The following is a 22,291-nucleotide window of genomic DNA, read 5'->3' on the forward strand; positions in this document are numbered from 1 at the left end:
CTCAGGTCGGCCTGACGCGCTCTGCGCTACTTGAGGCCGAAGCCTGCGCCTCCCCGACATCGGGACCACGCGCCGCATCGAGCTTTCCGGCCATCATCGCATCGAACCGCAGACGGGCCACACCTTCGTCCAGTGGCTCCGGCGTATGGACGATCCGCGCCATGGCCGCCGCCGCGCGTTTCGCCGCCATTCCCTTCAGCTTGCCGACGCCCTCGGCCACCTGACGCATCTCGTCGAGGTCGCCGTTGCAGTGCAGAACCACATCGCAGCCCGCCTTCAGCGAGGCCTCGGCCCGATCGCGCAGTGAACCCGACAGGGCCTTCATCGACAGGTCGTCGGTCATGATCAGGCCGCCGAAACCCAGATGCGCCCGCATCAGCCTGACGGCCTTCCTCGAGGTCGTCGCCGGCCGTTTCGGATCAATGGCGTCGAACACCACATGGGCCGTCATGGCCAGCGGCATGTCGGACAGGGCCTTGAACGGGGCGAAATCCCAGTCGTCCAGTGCCGCGAAATCCGCATGCACCACCGGCAGGTCATGGTGGCTGTCGGCAAAGGCCCGGCCGTGGCCCGGCATGTGTTTGATCACCGGCAGGACGCCCCCGGCCAGCATCCCCTCCGCCGCCGCCCGGCCCAGCTGTGCCACCGTCGCCGGATCGTGCGCATAGGCCCGGTCGCCGATGATGTCGTGGGCACCCGGCACCGGCACGTCCAGCACCGGCAGGCAGTCAACATTGATCCCCACCGCCTTCAGGTCATGAGCCATCAGCCGCGCGCCCAGCCGGACCAGTTCGCGCGCCGCCAGCGGATCAGGGGTCGCCTTCAGATAGGCCTCGCCCGGCGGATATTTCGGCCAGTGCGGCGGTCCCATCCGCTGTACCCGTCCACCCTCCTGATCGATCAGGATCGGCGCATGTTCGTCGCCGATGCTGTCGCGCAGTTCGGCGGTCAGGGCGCGCACCTGATCCGGGCTGTCGATATTGCGGCGGAACAGGATGAAGCCCCACGGTCGCGCCCCGGCGAAGAAGGCGCGTTCCGCCTCCGTCAGCCGGTGGCCGCTACAGCCGTAGATCGCCGCCGTGGTCACGGATTCGTCAGCGTACGAAACAGTCGCCGCCGGCGGCCTTGATGGCGTTGCACAGACCCGTCGCCTGATCGCGGCTCAGGCCGGTGACGGTGGTGCGATAGACGGTCGACCCATTGGAGGCCGTGACCTCCTGCACGCGCTTGTCTGCGCCGGCGGTGAACTGCGGATAGCGGCCGACGACGGCCGCGTACTCACTGTCGGCCAGTCCGGGGGTCGAGAAGGCGCCGATCTGGACCCCGGAGGTCCCGCCGACGGTGGCCGGGGGCCGCGGCTCGGTCCTGGCCGGTGGCGGGGTCACGGGCGCCGGGCGCGGGGCCGCAGGCGTCGTAGCCGGTGCTGCGGGGCGGGGCTGGACGGTTTCCGGCGGCGGCGCGAAGGTCGGGGCGGCGGTCGGGGCCTCGGCGGCGTCATAGACGTCGATGCCGGCTTCCGGATCGACCGGCTGGGCCTCGAGCGGCGCGTCCGACTTCATGACGACAACCGGCGTGCCCACGGCCGGCGGCGCATCGTTCGAGGAACGCGGCCCTGCGCGATAATAGACCACGACGGCGATGATCAGCAGCAGCAGCACTGCGCCCGAGATGATCAGGGTCATCGGCGGGGCCTTGGCACCGCCGCCGCCACCGCCCGCCCTGCGCGCGTCATAGCTGCCGCGGTTGAACGGCAGGTCGTCATCGGTCGGCGGCGTATAGGCGCCCCGGTCGCGGCCCTGGTTCGGACGATAGGGATCTTCGTTGGACATGACCGTGCCTCATGGTCCGGGCGAATCGGCGCGCGGAACGCTCACTCTAGCCCGGTCCGAGTCCTTTTTCAGGCCGTCTCCACCATCCTTCCACCGTCATCCTCGGGCTTGACCCGAGGACCGGAGGCAAAGCCGGGCTGTGCGGCGGGGAGGGCCAAGGGCTTGACCGCGTCACTCACCACCGCGCACCGGACGGTCTGATCCTCGGGGCAAGCCCGAGGATGACGGCCGGGGGGTCGCTACAAATCCAGCGCCAGATCCAGGCTGAACAGCTTCCGGTGCTCCTCGATCGCATACCGGTCGGTCATGCCGGCGATATAGTCGCACACCGCCCGCGCCCGCTTCGCCTCGTCCGCCACATCGGCCCGGACCGACCATTCGGGCGGCAGGGTCGACGGCTCGGCCATGAACAGCTGGAACATCTCGGCCAGCAACCGTCGCGCCTGGCTGCGGGTGCGGTTGACGCGATAGTGGCGGTACATCCGCTCGAACAGGAATTTCCGCAGCACACCCAGATCGGCCAGCATCGCCGGAGAAAAGGCCACCAGCATCCGGTCGGCGGTACGCACCGCCTCGGTCGAGCGGATATCGGCGGCCGCGATCCGGGCCTCGGTCTCGGCCAGCACATCCTCGACCATGGCCCCGATCATGCGCCGCACCGCCTCGATGCGGATCATTCGATCGTCGATATCCGGCCAGTCCCTGCGCACTCCGTGCAGCACCGGTCCGATCAGGGGCACATCGGCCAGGTCGTCCAGCGTGAACAGCCCCGCCTGCACCCCGTCATCGACGTCGTGATTGTTGTAGGCGATGTCGTCGGCGATCGCTGCCGCCTGGGCTTCCAGCGAGGCGAAGGTGCCCAGCCGCAGGTCCCAGCCGGGCGCATAGTCGGCGATCGCCTTCCAGGCCGGCTCATGCAGGCGGTGCGACACCGGGCCGTTGTGCTTGACCACCCCCTCGACGGTCTCCCAGCTCAGGTTCAGCCCCTCGAACTGTGGATAGCGATGCTCCAGCCGGGTCACGACGCGGAAGGTCTGGACGTTGTGGTCAAACCCGCCCCAGGGGGCCATCTGGGCCTGCAGCTCGTCCTCGCCCGCATGGCCGAACGGCGGATGGCCGAGGTCATGGGCCAGCGCCACCGTCTCGGCCAGGTCCGTGTCCAGCCGCAGGGCATGGGCCAGCGACCGCGCAATCTGCGCCACCTCCAGCGAATGGGTCAGGCGGGTGCGATAATGGTCGCCCTCATGCGCCACGAAGACCTGGGTCTTCTCCTTGAGGCGACGGAAGGCGGTGGCGTGGATGATCCGGTCGCGGTCACGGGCATAGGCATTGCGCGTCCGGCTGATCGGCTCGGGCGTCAGCCGGCCGCGGCTGTGCTCCGGATATTCGGCCCAGGGTGCGCGTTCGGGGATCAAGATCAGCCGCTCTTTCAGAATCCGGCCCTTTGCGATCGGCCCGTCACGCCTCATATACCCCCTGTGAGCACCGTCCAGTCTGCATCCCTGTTCCAGATATCGCCCTCGTCCGGCGGCCACGGCCTGTCGCTTTCCGAAAGTGCCGCCAGACGTCTGGCAGAGCTGGGCGCGGTCGAAGGCCACCCGGTCCTGCTCCGCGTCGCCGTCGACGGCGGCGGCTGCTCCGGCTTCCAGTACCGGTTCGAACTGGTCGAGGCCGCCGACCCCGACGACATCCGCATTTCAGCCGACGGTCAGGCGGCTCTCGTGGACCCGGTCTCCCTGCCCTTCCTCAAGGGCTCCGAGATCGCCTTTGTCGATGATCTGGCCGGTGCCCAGTTCGTGGTGCGCAATCCGAACGCGGCTTCCAGCTGCGGCTGCGGGGTCAGTTTCTCGATCTGACCGCCGGTCCGTCCAACCCCATCCGGGAGACCTGCCATGCTCAGCCTCATCCTTGCCGCCAGCCTGCTGACCGATCCCGTCGCCACGCCCGTTACCCTGCCGTCCCAGCCCGCGCCCCTGCACGGTACCCTGCTGACGTCGGGAGGGCGGACCCGGGCCGCGGCCCTGATCATCGCCGGTTCCGGCCCCACCGACCGGGACGGCAACAACCCGCTCGGCGTCTCCGCTTCCAGCTATCGCCTGCTCGCTGAAGGTCTGGCCGAACAGGGAATCGCCACCGTGCGGACCGACAAACGCGGCGTCGCCGAAAGCACCGGTGCCGGACTGGTCGAGGCCGACCTGCGTTTCACCGACTACGCGAACGACGCCCGCGCCTGGGCCGCCGAGACCGCCCGGCTGACCGGCCAGCCTTGTGCCTGGCTGATCGGACATAGTGAGGGGGCGCTGGTCGCCCTGGTCGCCGCGGCCGGCGGGGACGAGGCCGTCTGCGGCCTGGTGCTCCTGGCCGGTGCCGGCCGGCCGGTTGGGGCCGTGCTGCGCGAGCAGCTGGCCAACGTCCCAGAACCCCTGCGGGGTCAGGCGGTAGCCATCCTCGCCGAGCTCGAGGCCGGACGTCCGGTCACCGACGTCCCGCCGCAACTGGCCGCCTTGTTCCGACCCTCGGTCCAGCCCTACATGATGTCCTGGCTGCCGCTGGATCCCGCAGCGATGGTCGCGGCCTATCCGGGGCCGGTGATGATCGGCCAGGGCACGACGGACATCCAGGTCGGGCTGACCGACGCCAACGCCCTCGCCGCCGCCCGTCCCGACGCCCGCCTGACGATCTGGCAGGGCGTCAACCACCTGCTGAAGCTCGCCCCCGCTGACCGCGCGGCCAACATCGCCACCTACAGCGACCCGACCCTGCCCCTGGCACCCGGCGTGGTCGATGACGTGGCCGGGTTCATCCTGCAGCCGCGATAGGCTGTCAGTTCGGTTCAGTCAGGGTGAGGCCAGGGCCGCATTTCGTCCCGGATACCCGTCACTGACCCCAGAACGCTCGCCAAAAATCCTGACGGTGCCAACGTCGGGCCATGACCTCCCTCTTCGACCCGGCACTGATCCTGCACATCACCTGCGGCCTGGCCGCCTGTGTCGTCGGCCTGGCGCCGATCTTTACCCGCAAGGGCTCGCGCTTGCACCGGCTTTGGGGAAAGCTGTTCGTCGGCCTGATGGCGGTGCTCCTCGCGTGCGCCTGGCTGATGACCGTCCTGCAATTCAGCCCCTATTTTCTTGCCTTGTCGGCCACCGCGACCATGACCCTGTTCTCGGGCGTCCGGGTGCTGGGCCGGAAGCGGCCGGACCTGCGACGCGCGGACCGGGCGAAGGCGCTCGACTGGATCGTCACCCTCGGCGTCGTCGGCGTGGGTGCCTGGGTTCTGGTCCTCGTGGTCACCGGCCAGACCGGCGATCTGGCGGCCGTGTCCTCTGCGCTCGCCTATGGCGCGCTGGTCTATGGCGTTTGGGACCTATGGCGCTTCGCCCGGCCTACGGACTGGCCCTTCTCGCCCAACCTGTGGAACTATGAGCATCTGACCAAGATGCTGGGGGCCTACGGCGCGGTGCTCTCGGCTTTCTCCGGCAATTTCCTGACCTTCCTGCCTGCTCCATGGAGCCAGCTCTGGCCGACCTTTCTATTCCAGACCGTGACCCTGATCTGGATCGCCGTGCTGATCGTGCGTCGGCGCCGTTCGCCGGCGTTCGGCTGAGCCGGATCACCACAGCCGAATGGGTCGGGGTCCTGACGGCCTACAGCTATCTGATGACCAGCACCTCCGCGGCCTGGTTCCTGCGCCGCGAGGTCGAGGCCAGGGGTGGGCAGCTCGGCGTCGCCGAGTCCCTGCTCTGGCAAGGCGCAGTTTACGGCCTGTGGCTGCCGGTCTGCTTGCTGGTCTGGCAGATGCTCAATCGTTTCGGCGCTGGAGCCCGGACCATGTCGGTCATGACCCTGGCCGGGCTGGTCATCGTGCCCCTGCAGGCGCTGGCGGCGACGGGACTCGATACGGCCTTCGGAGCCGGGACATCGTCAGAGATATTCGAGCGAACGATCGGCCGGGCACCCGTGGCGATCCTGCTCTACACCGCCATCTGCGCGGTCGGCATGGCGGCGGCCCATCGCAGCCGGGCCGTGGCGGCGAGGACCTACGCCAAAGCACTGGAGGGGGCGCTGGCGCTTGCGCGACAGGCCGCTACCGAAGCGGACGCTCCGGCTGAACGACTGATGGTCATGATCGGCAACCGGCGCGCACCCGTGCTGCTGGAAGACGTCGAATGGTTCGCCGCGGCGGGCAACTATGTCGTCGTTCATTGGGCGGATCGAGAAGGTCTGATCCGCGAACCCTTGAAATCGCTGGAGGCGCGACTGGATGAGCGCGTCTTTGCCCGCAGCCACCGCTCGACCGTCGTCAACCTGGCGCGTGTGAGAGACACCCAGTCCTTGTCGGACGGCTCATGGAGACTGACCATGACCAGCGGCGCGGAACTGATCGCCAGCCGAACCTATCGCGACGCCGTGATGGCGCGCCTCGGCCGGCAGGGTGCCGGCGATTCCTGAAAGCGCCCGGGTTGACCGTGATCGCGCATATCGGTCCTGCGCTGACGATCAGCAATCAGGCGCGCTCGGCCAGCAGCTTGATCGCGGCCTTCAGCACCCGATCTGCGGGCAGGTCATGCATGTGCAGGATCGCCTGGTTCAGGTTCGGATCGATCTTGCGGAACTCATCGACCGAGCGCGGCCCGCGCACGGCGATCCCGCCCCACGGCCCATGCTCGGCCTCATCGGACGGCCCGAAGGCCGCCACGACCGGGGTGCCCGAGGCGACCGCCAGATCGGTCCAGATCGTGTCAGCCCCGACATAGAGCGCCGCCCGGCCCACGGCGGCGACCGTCTCCAGCGGACTCAACCGTCCCTGCAACTCGGTCACGCGATTGCGCGGCAGCGACAGCCGGATGGTGTGCGCCGTATCGCGCGCATGCTCGTCACCCACGACGATCACCCGTCCGCCTTCCAGCGGCCCGCCGTCACCGACCAGGGCGACCGCCACCTTGGCATAGCGTTCGGACGGCCAGACCTTGCCCATCCAGTCCGCGCCCGGACCCATGGCCAGCAAGGGCACATCCTCCGCCGGGATCAGGGCGTCCGCAGCCGCCCGGGTCGTCTCGGACAGGAACAGTTTCGGAGCCGGCACCTGCTCCAGCTGCAGCACCCGCGCCGCCTGCTCGACCGCATGGACTCCGGCCTCCCAGGCCCCGCGCACGGCGCGCTTCTGACGCTTCAGCTTGCTGGAAAGGGTGGTGCCGCGCATGTCGACCACCAGACCCCAGCGCGTCTCCCGCACCTTGTTCCACAGGCCCAGCCAGTCCAGCCGGCTGTCGCGCTCCAGCACGATCAACCGGTCAAGACGCGGCGTATCGGCAAACAGGGGCGCACTCTTCGGCGAACCCACGATGGTGAAACTGGCCTGGGGCATGGCCTCGACCAGACAGGCGAGCACCCCCGACGAAAGGATCGCGTCGCTCGCATCCGCCTCGGCGACATAGAGGATCGGGAACCGTCCACGCATGTTTGCACCGTATACGGATTCTCTGGCTGCAACGCAGGGAATGCTGACATGGCCCACAGCCGCGCCATACCCTATCTAGAGACCATGACTGCCCGCATCGCCCGCCTCGACGACCGCGCCCTGATCCGGGTCTCGGGTCCCGACGCCCGCCCCTTCCTGCAGGGTCTGCTGACCCAGGATGTCGAGACCCTTGCACCCGGCGAGCTCCGCTTCGGTGCCCTGCTGTCACCGCCCGGGCGGCTCCTGTTCGATCTCTTCCTTTGGGGCGAGGCCGATGACGTCGTGCTGGACGTCGCCGCCGACCGTCGGGACGCGCTTTTGCAGCGACTGGCCATGTACCGGCTGAGGGCCCAGGTCACGATCGAACCGGATGATCGTCCGGTCCTGGTGACCTGGGGTGGCGCGCTGCCGGACGGCTTTGTCATCGACCCGCGCCTGCCCGGGCTGGGAGGCCGGGCCTTCGGCGCGGACCTCACCCCCGACGCAACCGGGGACGACTGGCAGGCCCATCGCCTCGCCCTCGGAATCCCCGACCCGCACGGCGACGCCCCTTCCGACAAAACCTATCCGATCGAGGCTAATTTCGACCTGCTCAACGGCATAGACTTCCGCAAGGGCTGTTTCGTCGGCCAGGAGACCACCTCCCGCATGAAGCGCCGCGGCAGTATCCGCACGCGCATGCTGCCGATCCGCTTCGACGGCCCGCCCCCGCCCTTCGGTGCCGAGGTGCTGAACGGCGACCTCCGGGCCGGCGAAGTGCTGACCGGGCAGGACGGGGGCGCCATGGCCTTGCTCAGGCTGGATCGGCTGGACGGCGATCTGACCGTTGACGATCGCGCGATCCGGTTGCTCTGGCCGGCCTGGATGGAACGCCCGGCCTGATCCGGCGGCCGGCCGGCACGATCACGCCGCAACAGCCTCTGATACAGGGCGTGCCATCAGGCAACAGGTCAGGATGATCCCGGCAAATCGTTGCGACATCTTCTCGACAGAAGTCAAACATCGGCGTTAGGTAGAAGCTGCGCAGGGGGCGCATCCCGCTCAAGGATCCGTGACATGTTCAAGTCTATCGCACGCCGTGCCGTACTGGCGGCCGCCATTTCCGCCGTCGCCTTCGGGACGATGGGTTTCCAGTCCAATGACGGCCAGGACCGCCGCGTCCGCATCATCAACGCCACCGGCGTTACCATGACCCATTTCTACGCCTCCAACTCGGGACGGAACGACTGGGAAGAAGACATTCTCGGCGAGGACGTCCTGCCCTCCGGCGCGTCGGTCCGGATCAACATCGATGACGGTTCGGGCGCCTGCATCTATGACTTCAAGGCCCGCTTCGCCGACGGTGACGAGCTGATCCGCTACCGGATCAATGTCTGCGAGATCACAGAATACCGCTACACCGCCGGCTGATCGCCCGGGCGGGTTGAAAATCAGGGCCGTGCCCGTCCGGGCGCGGCCCTTTTTTGCGCCTGATCCTCTAGACTGCCGCCATGGCCGACTCACTTCACCGCTGCGCCTGGTGCGGAACCGATCCCCTCTATGTCGCCTATCACGACGAGGAATGGGGGGTGCCCGAATATGACGCCCGCGCCCTGTGGGAGAAGCTGGTGCTGGACGGCTTCCAGGCCGGCCTGGCCTGGATCACCATCCTGAGAAAACGCGAAGGGATGCGTGACGCCTTCGACGGCTTCGACCCGGAGATCATCGCCCGCTATGGCGAGGCCGATATCCAAAGGCTGCTGGGCGACGCCCGGATCATCCGCTCGCGGGCCAAGATCAAGAGCGCCATCAAGGGCGCGCAGATCTGGCTGGAGATGCGCGACAGCGGCGAGGATTTCTCCGCCTGGCTCTGGTCCTTCGTCGGCGGTGCCCCGATCCAGAACCAGCTGATGGCGGGCGAGCCCTGGCCCACCCAGTCGCCGGACTCCGTAGCCCTGGCCAAGGCGCTGAAGAAGCGGGGCTTCACCTTCTGCGGGCCGGTGATCGTCTACGCCTTCATGCAGGCCGTCGGCATGGTCAACGACCACGTTAGCGATTGCTTCCGTCACGGGCCGGTTCGCGCGATGGGCGGCAGGTGACCACCCCGCCGAACATCCCGGCAAAGGCAAGGCTTTCCCGGAGTTTCCCGACGCTGGCGCTGGAATTTCAGCTGATCGAATCCAGCGGCGGCCCCGTTTGCGGTGTGGACGAGGCGGGTCGAGGGCCGTGGGCCGGGCCGGTGTCGGCGGGCGCGGTGATCCTCAATCCCGACGACCTGCCCGCCGGCATCGACGACTCCAAGGCCCTGACCCACGCCCGACGCGAGGCGCTGGAGATCGAGATCAAGGCCCGTGCCCTCGCCTGGGGCGTCGGCTTCGCCTCGGTGGAGGAAATCGATCAGCTGAACATCCTGCACGCGACCGGACGGGCCATGCGCCGGGCGGTCGAGGCACTGGCCATCCCGCCGGCCGCGGCCCTGGTCGATGGAAACTACCGGTTCGACCTGCCGTGCCCGATCCAGACGGTGGTCAAGGGCGACAGCCTGTCCCTGTCGATCGCCGCCGCCTCCATCCTCGCCAAGACGGCGCGGGACCGGCTGATGGTCGAACTGGACGAGACCTATCCCGGCTACGGCTTCGCGGGCCACAAGGGCTACAACGCCCCGATCCACGCCGCCGCCCTGAAGGCCCTCGGCCCCTGCCCGGCGCATCGGCGCAGCTGGGCCCCGATCCGGGCGCTGCTGGAACCCGTCCGTGGCTAGGCCGCGTCTGCCAGACGGACCGGCCGCTGGCTGACCACGAACAGATATTCCACGTTCCGCAACCGCCCCACCGCCCCGACCTTCTCGCCCTTGAGATTGTGGATGCCGATGCGGGCCCCGACGTAGCGCGGGCGGGCGATCTCGATCACCTGCACCTCGCCCCGGCCGGACAGCATGGCCACCAGCTGATCCCGGCCCAGATAGCCCTCGTCATTGAACGAGACGATCAGGTTCGGGGCCTTCAGGCCCTCGATCACGGCCTGCAGGGCCGGGGCGATGCCGGGCTTGCTGTTGAAGGCGCTCTTTCGCGTCCGGACGTCGATCCGCTTGTTGGCGATGCCATAGGTCTCGGGCTGGTCCCACAGCACCAGACTCTCCCAGCAGTGGTAGTTGCCGAGGTAGGAGTGCTGGTTGTACGGCGGGTCCAGATAGACCAGATCGGCCTCGACCTGCGGCGCCAGTTCGACCGCATCGGCCCGGGTGGCCTTGCACGGCCCGTCCGCCACGCCCGGCAGGATGTCGGGCATCCGCAGTTCGAGGGGTTTGAGCGCCCGCGCCGCCCATGACTTCATATAGGCCATCTGCAGCCCGGCCGTGGAATCCACCCGGTCCGCCGCCTCCATCAGGCTGACCAGGGCGACCGCCTCCAGCTCGGGCTCCAGCGCCATGGCCGCAATCCGGTCGCGCATCGCGTCGATGACCGCGCCGTTCTCCGGCGTGAAATAGCGCGCGTCCTCGCAAAAAGTCTTCGTGAACCAGCCGGCCCGGGGCGTCACGGTCCGCAGTTCGGCCAGCACGGCCTCCGCCCTCTCCAGCCAGCGCTCGCGGTCCGCCTGCACATAGGCGGTGGCCAGGACATGGGCATAGGCATTGTGGTCATTCGACCAGACGCGGAAGCCGGCGCCCTTCAGGGCATGGCCGACCCGGGCGGAGCCGGAGAACAGGTCACAGACCGTCCCGCCGTCCGGCAGCTGTTCGCGGATCGCCGTCGCGATCCGGGTCAGCAGCGCGCGTTTCGATCCGATGTATTTGATCATCCACCCAGTCCCTTCGCCCTCCCGGGGAGGAGCGGCGGAGATGCCGCGCCCGAACGCGCTTCGGCGCAAGGGTCATCCATCCATAAAGAGCGAGTCAATCGGCGAAACGCGCTAGCGTCAGCGAAAGGGTGCGGTTCGGTTCCGGTCAGGGCATGGTCGGACCGGGGCTTCACCCCGACAAGGGCAGGCCAACGGTCATGATCATCCGTTCAGCACGTCCGCAGGAGAGGGGCGGCCATGTCCACAGAACCGTCTGACCCCAAACGCAAGCCCTTGCTCACCCGGCTGGGTCCGGGCCTGATCACCGGGGCGGCGGACGACGATCCCGGCGGCATCGCTACCCACTCCCAGGTCGGGGCCCAGTTCGGCCTCGGCCTGATCTGGATGCCGGTCCTGGCCTATCCCCTGATGACGGCGATCCAGGCGATCTGCGCCCGGATCGGCCGGGTCACGGGCGAGGGATTGGCCGCCAATATGGCGCACGTGCTGCCGCGATGGCTGGTGCATGTCATCGTCGGCCTGCTGCTGGTGGCCAATACGGTCAACATCGGCGCCAATCTGGCCGCCATGGGTGCGGCGGCGAAGCTGCTCCTCGGTTGGGGCGAGATCGGCTTCGCCATCGCCTTCGCGGCGGCTTCGCTGCTGCTGCAGGTCTTCCTGCCCTATCACCGCTATGTGCATGTGCTGAAATGGCTGACGATGAGCCTGTTCGCCTATGTCGCGGTGGTCTTCACCGTGGCCATCGACTGGGCGGAGGTCGCGCGGGCGGTGTTCCTGCCGCAGCTCACCCTGAGCCGCGAGACCCTGATCGCCATCGTCGCCGTCTTCGGCACCACGATCAGCCCCTATATGTTCTTCTGGCAGAGCGCCGAGGAGGTCGAGGACGAAAAACTGTCCGATGACGGCTCCCTGCTCGACCACCCGGACAAGGCCCCTGTGGAGCTCAACCGGATCACCTGGGACACCCTGCTGGGCATGGGCTTCTCCACCCTGATTTCCTTCTTCATCGTCCTGACCACCGCTGTCACGCTCAACGCCCAGGGCATCACCGATATCGCCAGTTCAGCCGATGCCGCCCGGGCCCTTCGTCCGATCGCGGGCGAGTTCGCCTTCCTGCTGTTCAGTCTGGGGATCATCGGCACCGGCCTGCTGGCCCTGCCGGTGCTCGCCGGTTCGGCCGCCTATGCGGTCGGCGAGCTACGGGGCTGGCGCACGGGTCTCGAGCACAGGCCCGAAAACGCCCGGGCCTTCTACGGCGTGATCGCCCTGTCGTTCGGCTTCGGCCTGCTGATGCTGTTTCTGCCCATTGACCCGATCAAGGCCCTGTTCTGGAGCGCGGTCCTCAATGGCCTGATCGCCGTGCCGCTGATGATCGCCACCATGCTGGTGGTTTCCAGCCGCAGGCATCTCGGGGCCTTTGTCGCGCCGATCGGCCTGCGCATCATGGGCTGGCTCGCCACGGCCGTCATGGCGGGGGCGGCCCTGCTGATGTTCATTCTCTAGCGGATCGCCGGTCCGCCCTCAGCGCTTCGTCCTGGCGGGCGCATGGGCCAGTCGCAGAAGGTTCGCCGCCCCCGGCGCGCCGAAGGGCGTCCCGGCCAGGATCAGGATGCGCTGACCCGGCTCGGCCAGGCCATAGGAGACCGCACTGCTGACCGCATCGTCGGTGACATCCTCCAGCGACGCCGGCTCCTTGCCCAGCCGCGTCTCCAGCCCCCAGACCAGGGCCAGGCGTCGCGCTGTCGACGGATTGGGCGTCAGGGTCAGGATGGGCTGCAGCGGTCGTTCCCGCGCCATCCGTCGCGCCGTCCCGCCGAGGGTGGTGAACACCACGATACAGGCCGTCGACTGGGCCTCGGCCGCCTTGCGCGCAGCGGCCACAAGGGCGTCAGCGTCGATGTCGTCCATGCCGGCGTGTTCGGCATCCATCAGGCTCGGCCATTTCGGATCGCGCTCGACCCGTTCGATGATCCGGCTCATCACACCGACCGACTCCAGCGGATAGTCGCCCGAGGCCGTCTCGGCCGACAGCATCAGGGCGTCGGCCCCTTCATAGGCGGCATTGGCCACGTCCGAGGCCTCGGCCCGGGTCGGGGCCGGCGAGGCCGTCATCGATTCCAGCATCTGGGTGGCGACGATCACCGGCACGCCGCGCTGGCGGGCGGCGCGGATGATCTGCTTCTGCGCTACCGGCACCTCTTCCGGCTCAAGCTCCACGCCCAGATCGCCGCGCGCCACCATCACCCCGTCGCAATAGTCGAGGATGCTCTCCAGCTGCGCCAGCGCCTGCGGCTTCTCGATCTTTGCCAGACAGGCGGCGCGGCCCTTCACGATCTGCTTCAGCTCGGCCATGTCCTCGGCCTTCTGGACGAAACTCAGCGCCACCCAGTCGACGCCGATCCGCAGGGCGAAGGCCAGGTCCTCGCGGTCCTTGGGCGTCAGGGCCGAGACCGGCACCACCGCCTCGGGCACGGCCACACCCTTGCGGTCCGACAGTTTCGAGCCGCTCTCGACCGTCACATCGGCCCAGGTGTCATCCCGCTCATTGACCCGCAGCCGCACCCGCCCGTCGTCGAGCAGCAGCAGCATGCCGGTGCGCAGTGCCTTGAAGATCTCGGGATGCGGCATCTGCACCCGCGTCGCATCACCCGGCGTCGGATCGAGGTCGAACCGCATTTTGTGGCCGGGCTTGATGTCGATCTCGACGTCCGCAAACCGGCCCAGCCGCAGCTTGGGCCCCTGCAGGTCGGCCAGCACGCCCAGAGGCCGCTTCAGCGCCAGCTCCGCCCCGCGCACGGCCTTCAGCGCCGCCGCATGATCCTCATGCGAGCCGTGGCTGAAATTCAGGCGAAAGACGTCGACCCCGGCCTGCGCCAGGGCCTTGACCATGCCGGGCGCCCGGCTGGCGGGTCCCAGGGTCGCGACGATGCGGGCGCGCCGGGCTCTTTTCATCGAATGTCCATGTGGTCGGAGGAGTCGGTCCCTTGTGCCCATGAAACAGCTCCGGGTTAAGGGTGTCTCACTGCACGAAACACGAAGTTACGCGCCCCGGTCGCGCGCCACCCCGTTTCGCGCTACCTGACGCCTTGCAACGGAGCGGACCATGGCGGGCCTGAAGGACAAGCGCGGCTTCATCGACAAGGACCGGCTCGACCTGTCCGAGCGTCAGGCCGTCGAACACTGGATGAAGCGCTGGGGCGTGACCCGCGACCAGCTGACCGCCGCCCACCGCAAGGCGGGCCGCAACGTCAAGGACATCGCGGCGGAACTGGGCAAGAAGCGCTGAGCCCCTCCCATCCGCTCATCCCCGCGAAAGCGGGGACCCAGTCCTGTCCAACGTGACGCCGGCGTTTCCGGATAACGGATCGCGGCCCACAGGAACCGCCACATCATCCAAAGCACTGGGTCCCCGCGTTCGCGGGGATGAGCGGTGCTTTTGTGACCATGGTGCGAGCGGCGGGGATCGAACCCGCATGACCGAAGTCGAGGGATTTTAAGTCCCTTGCGTCTACCAGTTTCGCCACGCTCGCGGGCTGTAGCCTGATCTAGCAGCGCCCGCCGTCTTCGACCAAGCGGTCAGCGCGCCGCCGGAGCCGCCGCCGCCCGCAGCGCCCGGAAGTCCACGTCCGAATCCGCGATCAGCCACACCAGCCCGGCCCAGGCCGCCACATTCTGGCTCAGCTGCGCCGGATCGATCTTGTCCAGCGTGTCGTCCGCCGTGTGGTGCAGGTCGAAATAGCGGGTGCCGTCCTGGCTCAGGCCGAACACCGGCACGCCGGCACCGGCCAGGGGGGCGATATCGGCCCCGCCGCTGAGCTCGGGCACCGAGGAGGACAGGACGCCGATCGGATACAGCACCCGTGCCGCCGCCCGGGCGAAGTCCGAACCCTGCGCGCCCGGCGGCAGCTGCAGGGCATAGACCCGGTCGGCTCCGAAATCGCTCTCGCCGGCGATGACATGCTGCTCCACCGCTGCACCGATACCGCGCAGATAGGCCCCGCCGCCGTTGCCGGTGTCGGTCGGCTGATCGACCTCTTCCGCGCCGTACAGGACCACCCGCACCGTCCGCGCCGGACGGCGGCCGCTTTCGGCAATGGCCTTGGCCGCCGCCAGGGTAATGGCCCCGCCCGCCCCGTCGTCGATGGCACCCGTGCCGAGGTCCCAGCTGTCCATGTGGGAGCCCAGGACGATGATCTCGTTCGGCCGCGAGCGGCCGGTAATGTCGCCGATGACGTTCTGGCTGACCGTCTCATAGGTGTGGGCCGTCGAGGACAGCCGCAGGCGCACCGGCTCGCCCATTTCGATCAGGCGCGAGACCGTGTCGGCATCCGGCGCGGCCAGGGCGAAGCCCGGCAGGGGCACGACGCCCTCGACATAGCGGGTGGTTCCGGTGTGCGGCATGCGGTGCTCGTCCGAGCCGACCGAGCGCATGATGAAGGCCACAGCGCCCTTGGCCGCCGCCGCCGCGGGACCCGCCCCCCGGATGCGCGTCAGCGGGCCATAACCCGAGCCGTCCTGCATCCGCACCATCTGGCCGGCGTCGACGTAGGCGATCTTTCCGGTCAGCGAGCCCGCCGGGGCGGCGTTCAGGGCCTCAAGGCTGTCGAACCGCACGACATCGGCCTCGATCACCCCGTTGGTGCCGGGCGAATGGCCGAGGGCGGCCAGCACCAGACGCTGCGGCCGGGCCCCGACGATGGAGCCGCTTTCCTCGCCCCGCTCCCAGCCGACCAGAGGAAACTGTTCGATCCGCACATTCTGGAAGCCATGGGCCCGCATATAGTCGGCCGCCCAGGCCGCGGCGTCCTGCTCGGCCTTCGACCCCGCCGGCCGCGGTCCGAAGCGGGTGGTCAGCTGGGTGATATAGTCGAGGGCGATATTCCGGTTCAGCGCCGCGTCGCGGATGGTCTCGGCCCGCTGGATGGTCGCGGCGTCCTGCGCCACAGCGGGCGCGGCGACAAGGGTCAGGGCCAGGGCGCTGGCGGCGAGAAGGCGGACGGACAGACGCATGACGGCTCCGGGACTCAGAAGGAGCCGAAGCCTGAACCCTGCCGGGGGCGCGGACAAGCGGTCCGCGTCAGAGATTTTTCGGGTTGCCCCGGGCGTCGACCGGCCTACTCGCCCTTGATCCAGGCCTCGACCGGACCCTGCAGCTTGACCGTCAGGGCCTTGCCGCGACGATCGACGCGGTTGCCGACAGCCAGCCGGACCCAGCCTTCGGAGATGCAGTATTCCTCGACATTGGTCTTTTCCTCGCCCTTGAAGCGGACGCCGACACCCTTCGCCAGCAGGTCGGCATCGTGGAAGGGGCTGTCGGGATCGACGCAGAGGCGGTCGGGAAGATCGGTCATGGCGAGTGGGCCCGGAAAACAGGAGGAGGCGCGGGCTTTAGCCGAGGACGGCGTCCGCTCCAAGAGCGCTTGACCTGCCCCCCCGCCCATCGGTTAGGTTCGTTGCGTATAACTACGGACCCAAGATGCGCGATCTCCTCATCCGCGACTTCACCGTTCAGGCCTCCGACGGCTATCCCCTGTCGATGCGGCTGGTCTCGGCCGAGACCCCGACGGTGGCCGTTCTGGTCAGTTCCGGGACAGGCTTTCCCAAGGGCTTCTACGACCGGTTCGCCCGGCATCTGGCGAGCAGGGGTGCGGCGGTCCTGACCTATGATTTCCGCGGTATCGCCGGCTCGCGGCCGGACGATCTGGCGGCCATGCAGATGGACTATCCCGACTGGGGCCGGCTCGACATGCCCGCCGCCCTCGACGCCCTGATCGCGGCCGCGCCGGGCCTGCCGGTCCTCCATGTCGGCCACAGCGTCGGCGGCCATTTCCTGGGCTTCATGCCCAACCACGACCGCATCGCCCGCCACGCCTTCGTCTCGGTCGGCAGCGGCTGGTGGGGCCGGCATCACCGGTCCTACATCCCGCTCGCCCTGTTCTTCTGGCTCGGCTTCGGCCCACTCAGCCTGATGCGGCGCGGCTATATCAAGGGCGGCGGCCTGTGGGGGGGCACCGACCTGCCGGCCGGGGTCTGGAAGACCTGGCGGCGCTGGTGCCTCAAGGAGCCCTATTTCCTCGAAGAGCTGAAGGACCGGCTGCGCCCGCATCATTTCGATGACGTCACGGCCCCGATCCGCTCCTGGGTCTTCACCGACGACCCGATCGCCACCCCGGTGACCTCGCCCATCCTGCTGCAGGTCTATCCCAATGCCCCGCGCGAGGTCGTGGTCCGTGCGCCCGCTGACTACAGCGTCCCCCGCATCGGCCACGAGGGGGCCTTCCGCAAGGGGCTGGAGCCTCTGTGGGACGAGATGTTCGACTGGCTGGTTGAACCTTCAGCCGTGGTCACCAGTTAAACCGCTTCCCCCGCCGGAGCCTCCCATGACCGACCAGCCCGCCATCACCGTCGACGGCCACGCCATTCCCCTGCTCGGCTTCGGCACCTGGAACCTGACGCCCGAGGTCGCCCGGACCATGGTCGCCGAGGCCCTGCGCATCGGCTATCGCCACATCGACACGGCCTGGATCTACCGCAATGAGGCGGCGGTCGGGGACGGTATCCGCGACGCCATCGCCGCCGGCCACGTCGCCCGCGACGACATCTGGCTGACCACCAAGATCTGGGTCGCCCATTTTGACCGCGACGGCCTGCTGGCACAGGCGCGGGAGTCCGCGGCCAGCCTCGGCTTCACCCCGGACCTGCTGCTGCTGCACTGGCCGAAGAAGGAGCCGACCTTCGCCGAGACCCTCGGGGCCCTGAACGAGGCGAAGGATCAGGGCCTGACCCGCACCATCGGCCTGTCCAACTTCCCCTCGGCCGAATTCCGCGAGGCCCAGGCCTTGTCGAAGGCGAAACTGGTCACCAACCAGGTCGAATATCACCCCTGGCTCAAGCTCTCGAAGCTGATCGAAACGGCAAAGGCGCTCGGCTCCTCCATCACCGCCTGGTCGCCGCTGGCCCAGGGCGCAGTCGCCGACGACCCCACCCTGACCGAAATCGGCAAGGCCCATGGCAAGACCCCGGGCCAGGTGACCCTGCGCTGGCTGATCCAGCAGAATGTCATCGCCATTCCGCGCACCAGCAAGGTCCATCGGGCGGAGGAGAATTTCGACATCTTCGACTTCCGCCTCTCGGAGGAGGAAATGGACCGCATCCACGCCCTCGCGCGCCCGGACGGCCGCCTCGGCGACTGGATTGATCCCGCCTTCAAATGGGATGACGAATGGGCCTGACGCGCCGCGACCGGTGCCCTGCGCCTGCCCCGTCGGGTGCCGGTGTCGGATACAGGGGCCGACTCAAAAGGCCGCACCCCGGGACGGCGTGACAGGACGCCCGCATCCGCCTAATCCACACCCTCCACCGGAGCGGTTCCTTGGCCTACAAATCCCTGCGCGACTTCATGACCATGCTGGAGGCCGAGGGCGAACTGGTTCGCGTCTCCCAGCCCGTCTCGACCCATCTCGAGATGACCGAGATCCAGACCCGGCTGCTGCGCAACGGCGGCCCGGCGGTGCTGTTCGAAAAGCCCGTCATGCCCGACGGCTCCATCAGCCCGATCCCCTGCCTCGCCAATCTGTTCGGCACAGTGAAGCGTGTGGCCATGGGCGTGACCATGGAGAAGAAGACCCGCACCACCGCCGCCGAACTGCGTGAGGTCGGCGAACTGCTGGCCTTCCTGCGCAACCCGACCCCGCCGCGCGGCCTGTCGGATGCGATGGAGATGCTGCCGCTGGCCAAGACGGTCATGTCGATGCGGCCCAGGGTGGTGAAGTCGGCCCCGGTGCAGGAGGTGGTGCTCAAGGGCGACCGGATCGACCTGACCGCCCTGCCCGTCCAGGGCTGCTGGCCCGGCGAGCCCGCACCCCTGATCACCTGGGGGCTGGTCGTCACCAAGGGGCCGTCCGAAGACCGCGAGGACGACTTCAACCTCGGTATCTACCGCATGCAGGTGCTCGGCAAGGACAGGGCCATCATGCGCTGGCTGGCCCACCGCGGCGGCGCCCAGCACTATGCCCGCCACAAGAAGGCCGGGAAGAAGGGCCCCCTGCCCTGCGCCATCGTGCTCGGGGCCGACCCGGGCACCATCCTCGCCGCCGTGACGCCGGTTCCGGACACCCTGTCGGAATACCAGTTCGCCGGCCTGCTGCGCGGGGCCAAGGCCGAGCTGGTGCCCTGCAAGACCGTGCCCCTGATGGTCCCGGCCCATGCCGAGATCGTACTGGAAGGCCACGTCCTGTTCGACGAACACGCACCCGAGGGCCCCTACGGTGACCACACGGGCTACTACAATTCGGTCGAGACCTTCCCGGTCTTCCAGGTGACCGCCGTCACCATGCGCAAGGACCCCATCTATCTGACCACCTTCACCGGCCGTCCGCCGGACGAGCCCTCGGTGCTGGGCGAGGCGCTGAACGAGGTCTTCATCCCCTTGCTGCGGGCCCAGTTCCCCGAGATCACCGACTTCTGGCTCCCGCCCGAGGGGTGCAGCTACCGCATCGCCGTCGTGTCGATGAAGAAGGCCTATCCCGGCCACGCCAAGCGGGTGATGCTGGGCGTCTGGAGCTATCTGCGCCAGTTCATGTACACCAAATGGGTCATCGTCGTGGACGACGACATCGACGCCCGCGACTGGAAACAGGTCATGTGGGCCATCTCGACCAAGATGGATCCGGCCCGCGACATCACCCTGATCGAGAACACCCCGATCGACTATCTCGACTTCGCCAGCCCCGAGAGCGGCCTCGGCTCCAAGATCGGCCTCGACGCCACCGACAAATGGCCACCCGAGACCAAACGCGAATGGGGCGAGGAGATCCGCATGGATGAGGCGGTGGTGGAACGGGTGTCGGAGATGTGGGATCGCCTCGGTTTACCGGGCGACGGGACACCGATCTGGAAATCGCGCTGAAGCCGTCTAAGGTCCGCGCCGGATTCATGGCCATCGGGAGTTTTCATGCGTTTGGTCGTCGCCCTTGTCGCCACTGTCCTGTCTGCCGCGAGCCCCGCCATGTCCCAGTCAGCTTCGCCGTCCGTCCCCAACACCGCTCCGTGGGACCAGCCCTTCCTGCCGCCCGCACCGGCCTGGGACGGGGCCAGCCGGGCGTTGCTGCGCGACGCCGCCGACCCCTGGGTCACGGCCTTCGAGGCTGATCCCGAACACGACGAAAGCCCCGACTACGCCGACACCCGCGCCTGGTTCGACCGGCTGGACGCCGCCTCGGACCTGATCCGTATCGAACAGTTCGGCATCTCGCCCGAGGGCCGGCCCATCTATGCCGTCATCGCCTCGAAGGATGGCGCGGCCTTCGACCCGTCCAAGCCCGTGCTACTGGCCCAGGCCGGCATCCACCCCGGCGAGATCGACGGCAAGGACGCGGGCATGATGCTGCTCCGCGACATCGCCTTTTACGGCAAGGCCGACCTGCTGGACCGGGTCAATCTGATCCTCATCCCCATCCTGTCCGTCGACGGCCATGAGCGGGCCTCGGCCTACTCACGCCCCAACCAGCGCGGGCCCCGCATCCAGGGCTGGCGCAACACGGCGACCAACCAGAACCTCAACCGCGACTATCTGAAACTGGACCAGGCCGAGATGCGCGCCGTGCGCGGTCTGGTGCTGAAGTACCGGCCGGACCTGTATCTCGACATCCACGTCACCGACGGCATGGATTACCAGTACGACATCACCTACGGCTTCAACGGCGAGAACGGCGTCTGGTCCCGGTCGCCCGCCATCGCCCTCTGGCTGGACGATACCTTCAAGCCGGCGGTCAATGCCGCGCTCGAGGCCGAAGGCCACATCCCCGGCGAATTGGTCTTCGGTATCGATGACAGCAATCCCCGCGCCGGCCTCACCGACGGCGGGCTGGGCGAGCGCTTCTCCAACGGCTGGGGTTCGGCGGCCCATGTGCCGACCGTCCTGATCGAGAACCACAGCCTCAAACCCTATGAGCAGCGGGTTCTGGGAACCTATGTCCTGCTCGAGGCGGCGATGCGCCGTCTGGCCACCGACGGCACCGCCCTGCGCACGGCGATCGCCGCCGACTCGGCTCTGCGCCCGGCAGGGATCCCGGCCAATTTCACCGCCGATCCGACCCCCGCCTACACCCGGACCTTCAAGGGCATCCGCTATGAGATGTACGACAGCCCCGCCTCGGGCCGTCAGGAAATCCGCTGGCTGGGCGTGGCCGACCCCGAGCCCTGGTCCCTGCCCTTCTATGGCTCACGCCCGACCCTGACCCTTCAGCGGCCGACGGCCTACTGGGTGCCCGGCCACCGCGCCGACATCATCGAGCGCCTGCGCCTGCACGGCATCCGCATGGAAACCCTGCCGTCCCCGCGCACCGTCACCGTCAACATGCTGCGTCTCAACGAGCCCCGACTGGCCGCCCGCGCCAATGAGGGTCGCGTCGGGGTCACCGTCACGGGCGTCACCCCCGAGCGTCACGACTGGACCTTCCCCGTCGGCTCGGTCCGCGTCCCGACCGACCAGCCGCTGGGTGACATCGTGGTACTGTTGCTTGAGCCGCAATCCAGCGAGAGCTTCTTCGCCTGGGGCATGTTCCCCGAGGTGCTCAGCCGCGTCGAATACATCGAGGGCTATGCCATCGCCCCCCTGGCCGAGGCCATGATGGCGGCGGATCCGGCGCTCAAGGCCGAGTTCGAGACAAAACTGGCCGCCGAACCGGCATTCGCCTCGGACGGCGACGCGCGTTTGCAGTGGTTCTACGAGCGAACCCCGTTCTATGATGAACGCTATCGACTCTATCCGGTGGCGCGAGAGAACTGATGAACACCTTGAACGCGATGACTCCGGTTCAGGCCGCCGCCCTCTGGAGCGGCCTGCTGCTCCTGCTCTTGATGGTGCTTTCGATGCGGGTGGTCCTGAACCGCCGCCGGCACAAGGTGCTGCTCGGCGACGGCAAGGAGTCCCAGATCACGCTCAGGGCCCGGGTGTTCGGCAATGCTTCGGAATACATCCCGGTGGGCGTCGGTGCCCTCGCCCTGCTGGCCATGCTGGGCATGCCGGCCATGGCGATCCATCCCGTCGGCGGGGTCCTGCTGGCGGGACGGCTGATCCACGCCGTGGGCCTGAGCGACAGAAAGCCGACCCTGGGTCGCGTCCTCGGCATGGTCCTGACCTACCTGGCCCTGATCACGGCCGGCGCCATGCTGGTCGTCCACGCCTTCGTCTGAATCGGATCAGGGCGGTTGCGGCGGTGCCTCC

At 68.2% G+C, this 22,291-nt stretch carries 23 protein-coding genes and 1 tRNA gene; 15 read left to right on the top strand and 9 right to left on the bottom strand.

The genetic code is table 11. The features are described 5' to 3' along the window. Position 1: 1 nt before the first annotated feature. From nagZ to Q0053_RS01295, 3 genes are all read right to left on the bottom strand, one after another. Positions 2 to 1,087 (bottom strand): beta-N-acetylhexosaminidase, encoded by a 1,086-nt coding sequence (gene nagZ / locus Q0053_RS01285; protein ID WP_298094915.1) that lies wholly within the window; start codon positions 1,085 to 1,087, stop codon positions 2 to 4. 7 nt (positions 1,088 to 1,094) lie between these two features. Beyond that, on the bottom strand, positions 1,095 to 1,829 hold the full coding sequence (locus Q0053_RS01290) for an SPOR domain-containing protein (RefSeq protein ID WP_298094918.1): 735 nt from the start codon (positions 1,827 to 1,829) through the stop codon (positions 1,095 to 1,097). Between the two features lie 239 nt (positions 1,830 to 2,068). Further along, entirely contained in the window at positions 2,069 to 3,298 is a 1,230-nt protein-coding gene (locus tag Q0053_RS01295) for a deoxyguanosinetriphosphate triphosphohydrolase (RefSeq protein ID WP_298094921.1), read from the bottom strand. A gap of 9 nt (positions 3,299 to 3,307) precedes the next feature. On the opposite strand from Q0053_RS01295, the gene erpA reads away from it, so the two are divergent. The 4 genes from erpA to Q0053_RS01315 all read left to right on the top strand — a co-directional run bounded on the left by erpA (position 3,308) and on the right by Q0053_RS01315 (position 6,278). After that, the gene (gene erpA / locus Q0053_RS01300; RefSeq protein ID WP_298094923.1) at positions 3,308 to 3,685 is read left to right on the top strand and encodes an iron-sulfur cluster insertion protein ErpA; all 378 of its coding nucleotides are present in this window, start codon (positions 3,308 to 3,310) and stop codon (positions 3,683 to 3,685) included. A gap of 36 nt (positions 3,686 to 3,721) precedes the next feature. After that, positions 3,722 to 4,648 (top strand): alpha/beta fold hydrolase, encoded by a 927-nt coding sequence (locus Q0053_RS01305; protein WP_298094926.1) that lies wholly within the window; start codon positions 3,722 to 3,724, stop codon positions 4,646 to 4,648. Between the two features lie 110 nt (positions 4,649 to 4,758). Next, positions 4,759 to 5,433 carry a hypothetical protein gene (locus Q0053_RS01310; protein ID WP_298094929.1) on the top strand — a complete coding sequence of 225 codons (675 nt, stop codon included), beginning with the start codon at positions 4,759 to 4,761 and terminating at the stop codon, positions 5,431 to 5,433. A 53-nt stretch (positions 5,434 to 5,486) separates the two neighbouring features. Continuing rightward, entirely contained in the window at positions 5,487 to 6,278 is a 792-nt protein-coding gene (locus Q0053_RS01315) for a LytTR family DNA-binding domain-containing protein (RefSeq protein ID WP_298094931.1), read from the top strand. A 55-nt stretch (positions 6,279 to 6,333) separates the two neighbouring features. Here the strand turns inward: Q0053_RS01315 and Q0053_RS01320 are convergent, their stop codons facing one another. Next, positions 6,334 to 7,287 (bottom strand): glycosyltransferase family 9 protein, encoded by a 954-nt coding sequence (locus tag Q0053_RS01320; RefSeq protein WP_298094934.1) that lies wholly within the window; start codon positions 7,285 to 7,287, stop codon positions 6,334 to 6,336. A gap of 48 nt (positions 7,288 to 7,335) precedes the next feature. Between Q0053_RS01320 and Q0053_RS01325 the strand changes: the two genes are divergently transcribed. The 4 genes from Q0053_RS01325 (at position 7,336) to Q0053_RS01340 (ending at position 10,027) form a co-directional block, all read left to right on the top strand. Continuing rightward, positions 7,336 to 8,169 (top strand): folate-binding protein YgfZ, encoded by an 834-nt coding sequence (locus Q0053_RS01325; RefSeq protein ID WP_298094936.1) that lies wholly within the window; start codon positions 7,336 to 7,338, stop codon positions 8,167 to 8,169. A 174-nt stretch (positions 8,170 to 8,343) separates the two neighbouring features. Beyond that, positions 8,344 to 8,697, top strand: coding sequence for a hypothetical protein (locus Q0053_RS01330; protein ID WP_298094939.1), 354 nt, complete (start codon positions 8,344 to 8,346; stop codon positions 8,695 to 8,697). Between the two features lie 80 nt (positions 8,698 to 8,777). Further along, entirely contained in the window at positions 8,778 to 9,365 is a 588-nt protein-coding gene (locus Q0053_RS01335) for a DNA-3-methyladenine glycosylase I (protein WP_298094942.1), read from the top strand. A 53-nt stretch (positions 9,366 to 9,418) separates the two neighbouring features. Continuing rightward, complete coding sequence (locus Q0053_RS01340; protein WP_298095078.1) at positions 9,419 to 10,027, top strand: ribonuclease HII; 609 nt, start codon at positions 9,419 to 9,421, stop codon at positions 10,025 to 10,027. Here the strand turns inward: Q0053_RS01340 and Q0053_RS01345 are convergent. Then, a complete protein-coding gene (locus tag Q0053_RS01345; RefSeq protein WP_298094945.1) occupies positions 10,024 to 11,064 on the bottom strand; it encodes a DNA adenine methylase in 1,041 nt (346 codons plus the stop codon). The genes Q0053_RS01340 and Q0053_RS01345 overlap by 4 nt on opposite strands. A 237-nt stretch (positions 11,065 to 11,301) precedes the next feature. Between Q0053_RS01345 and Q0053_RS01350 the strand changes: the two genes are divergently transcribed. Then, positions 11,302 to 12,567 carry an NRAMP family divalent metal transporter gene (locus Q0053_RS01350; RefSeq protein ID WP_298094947.1) on the top strand — a complete coding sequence of 422 codons (1,266 nt, stop codon included), beginning with the start codon at positions 11,302 to 11,304 and terminating at the stop codon, positions 12,565 to 12,567. Between the two features lie 18 nt (positions 12,568 to 12,585). On the opposite strand, the gene pyk is transcribed toward Q0053_RS01350, so the two are convergent. After that, positions 12,586 to 14,016: a pyruvate kinase gene (gene pyk / locus Q0053_RS01355; RefSeq protein WP_298094950.1), complete on the bottom strand. Its 1,431-nt coding sequence runs from the start codon at positions 14,014 to 14,016 to the stop codon at positions 12,586 to 12,588. Between the two features lie 151 nt (positions 14,017 to 14,167). On the opposite strand from pyk, the gene Q0053_RS01360 reads away from it, so the two are divergent. After that, positions 14,168 to 14,350 carry a DUF3606 domain-containing protein gene (locus Q0053_RS01360; RefSeq protein ID WP_286692470.1) on the top strand — a complete coding sequence of 61 codons (183 nt, stop codon included), beginning with the start codon at positions 14,168 to 14,170 and terminating at the stop codon, positions 14,348 to 14,350. Between the two features lie 159 nt (positions 14,351 to 14,509). On the opposite strand, the gene Q0053_RS01365 is transcribed toward Q0053_RS01360, so the two are convergent. From Q0053_RS01365 to Q0053_RS01375, 3 genes are all read right to left on the bottom strand, one after another. Then, a tRNA-Leu gene (locus Q0053_RS01365) sits at positions 14,510 to 14,594 on the bottom strand. Between the two features lie 46 nt (positions 14,595 to 14,640). Beyond that, positions 14,641 to 16,074, bottom strand: coding sequence for a M20/M25/M40 family metallo-hydrolase (locus Q0053_RS01370; RefSeq protein ID WP_298094952.1), 1,434 nt, complete (start codon positions 16,072 to 16,074; stop codon positions 14,641 to 14,643). A gap of 104 nt (positions 16,075 to 16,178) precedes the next feature. Next, positions 16,179 to 16,415: a DUF3297 family protein gene (locus Q0053_RS01375; RefSeq protein WP_298094955.1), complete on the bottom strand. Its 237-nt coding sequence runs from the start codon at positions 16,413 to 16,415 to the stop codon at positions 16,179 to 16,181. Positions 16,416 to 16,540: 125 nt separating this feature from the next. Between Q0053_RS01375 and Q0053_RS01380 the strand changes: the two genes are divergently transcribed. The 5 genes from Q0053_RS01380 (at position 16,541) to Q0053_RS01400 (ending at position 22,260) form a co-directional block, all read left to right on the top strand. Then, positions 16,541 to 17,419, top strand: coding sequence for an alpha/beta hydrolase (locus tag Q0053_RS01380; protein ID WP_298094958.1), 879 nt, complete (start codon positions 16,541 to 16,543; stop codon positions 17,417 to 17,419). 25 nt (positions 17,420 to 17,444) lie between these two features. Beyond that, positions 17,445 to 18,296 (top strand): aldo/keto reductase, encoded by an 852-nt coding sequence (locus tag Q0053_RS01385; protein WP_298094961.1) that lies wholly within the window; start codon positions 17,445 to 17,447, stop codon positions 18,294 to 18,296. 140 nt (positions 18,297 to 18,436) lie between these two features. After that, a complete protein-coding gene (locus Q0053_RS01390) occupies positions 18,437 to 19,972 on the top strand; it encodes a UbiD family decarboxylase (protein ID WP_298094964.1) in 1,536 nt (511 codons plus the stop codon). A 45-nt stretch (positions 19,973 to 20,017) separates the two neighbouring features. Further along, positions 20,018 to 21,853 carry a M14 family metallopeptidase gene (locus Q0053_RS01395; RefSeq protein WP_298094967.1) on the top strand — a complete coding sequence of 612 codons (1,836 nt, stop codon included), beginning with the start codon at positions 20,018 to 20,020 and terminating at the stop codon, positions 21,851 to 21,853. Further along, positions 21,853 to 22,260, top strand: a complete 408-nt coding sequence (locus tag Q0053_RS01400; RefSeq protein ID WP_298094970.1) for an MAPEG family protein — start codon at positions 21,853 to 21,855, stop codon at positions 22,258 to 22,260. The genes Q0053_RS01395 and Q0053_RS01400 overlap by 1 nt, the downstream gene beginning before the upstream one ends. Positions 22,261 to 22,291: the final 31 nt, after the last annotated feature.

It is taken from the genome of Brevundimonas sp., from assembly GCF_027487935.1.
Lineage (GTDB): Bacteria > Pseudomonadota > Alphaproteobacteria > Caulobacterales > Caulobacteraceae > Brevundimonas.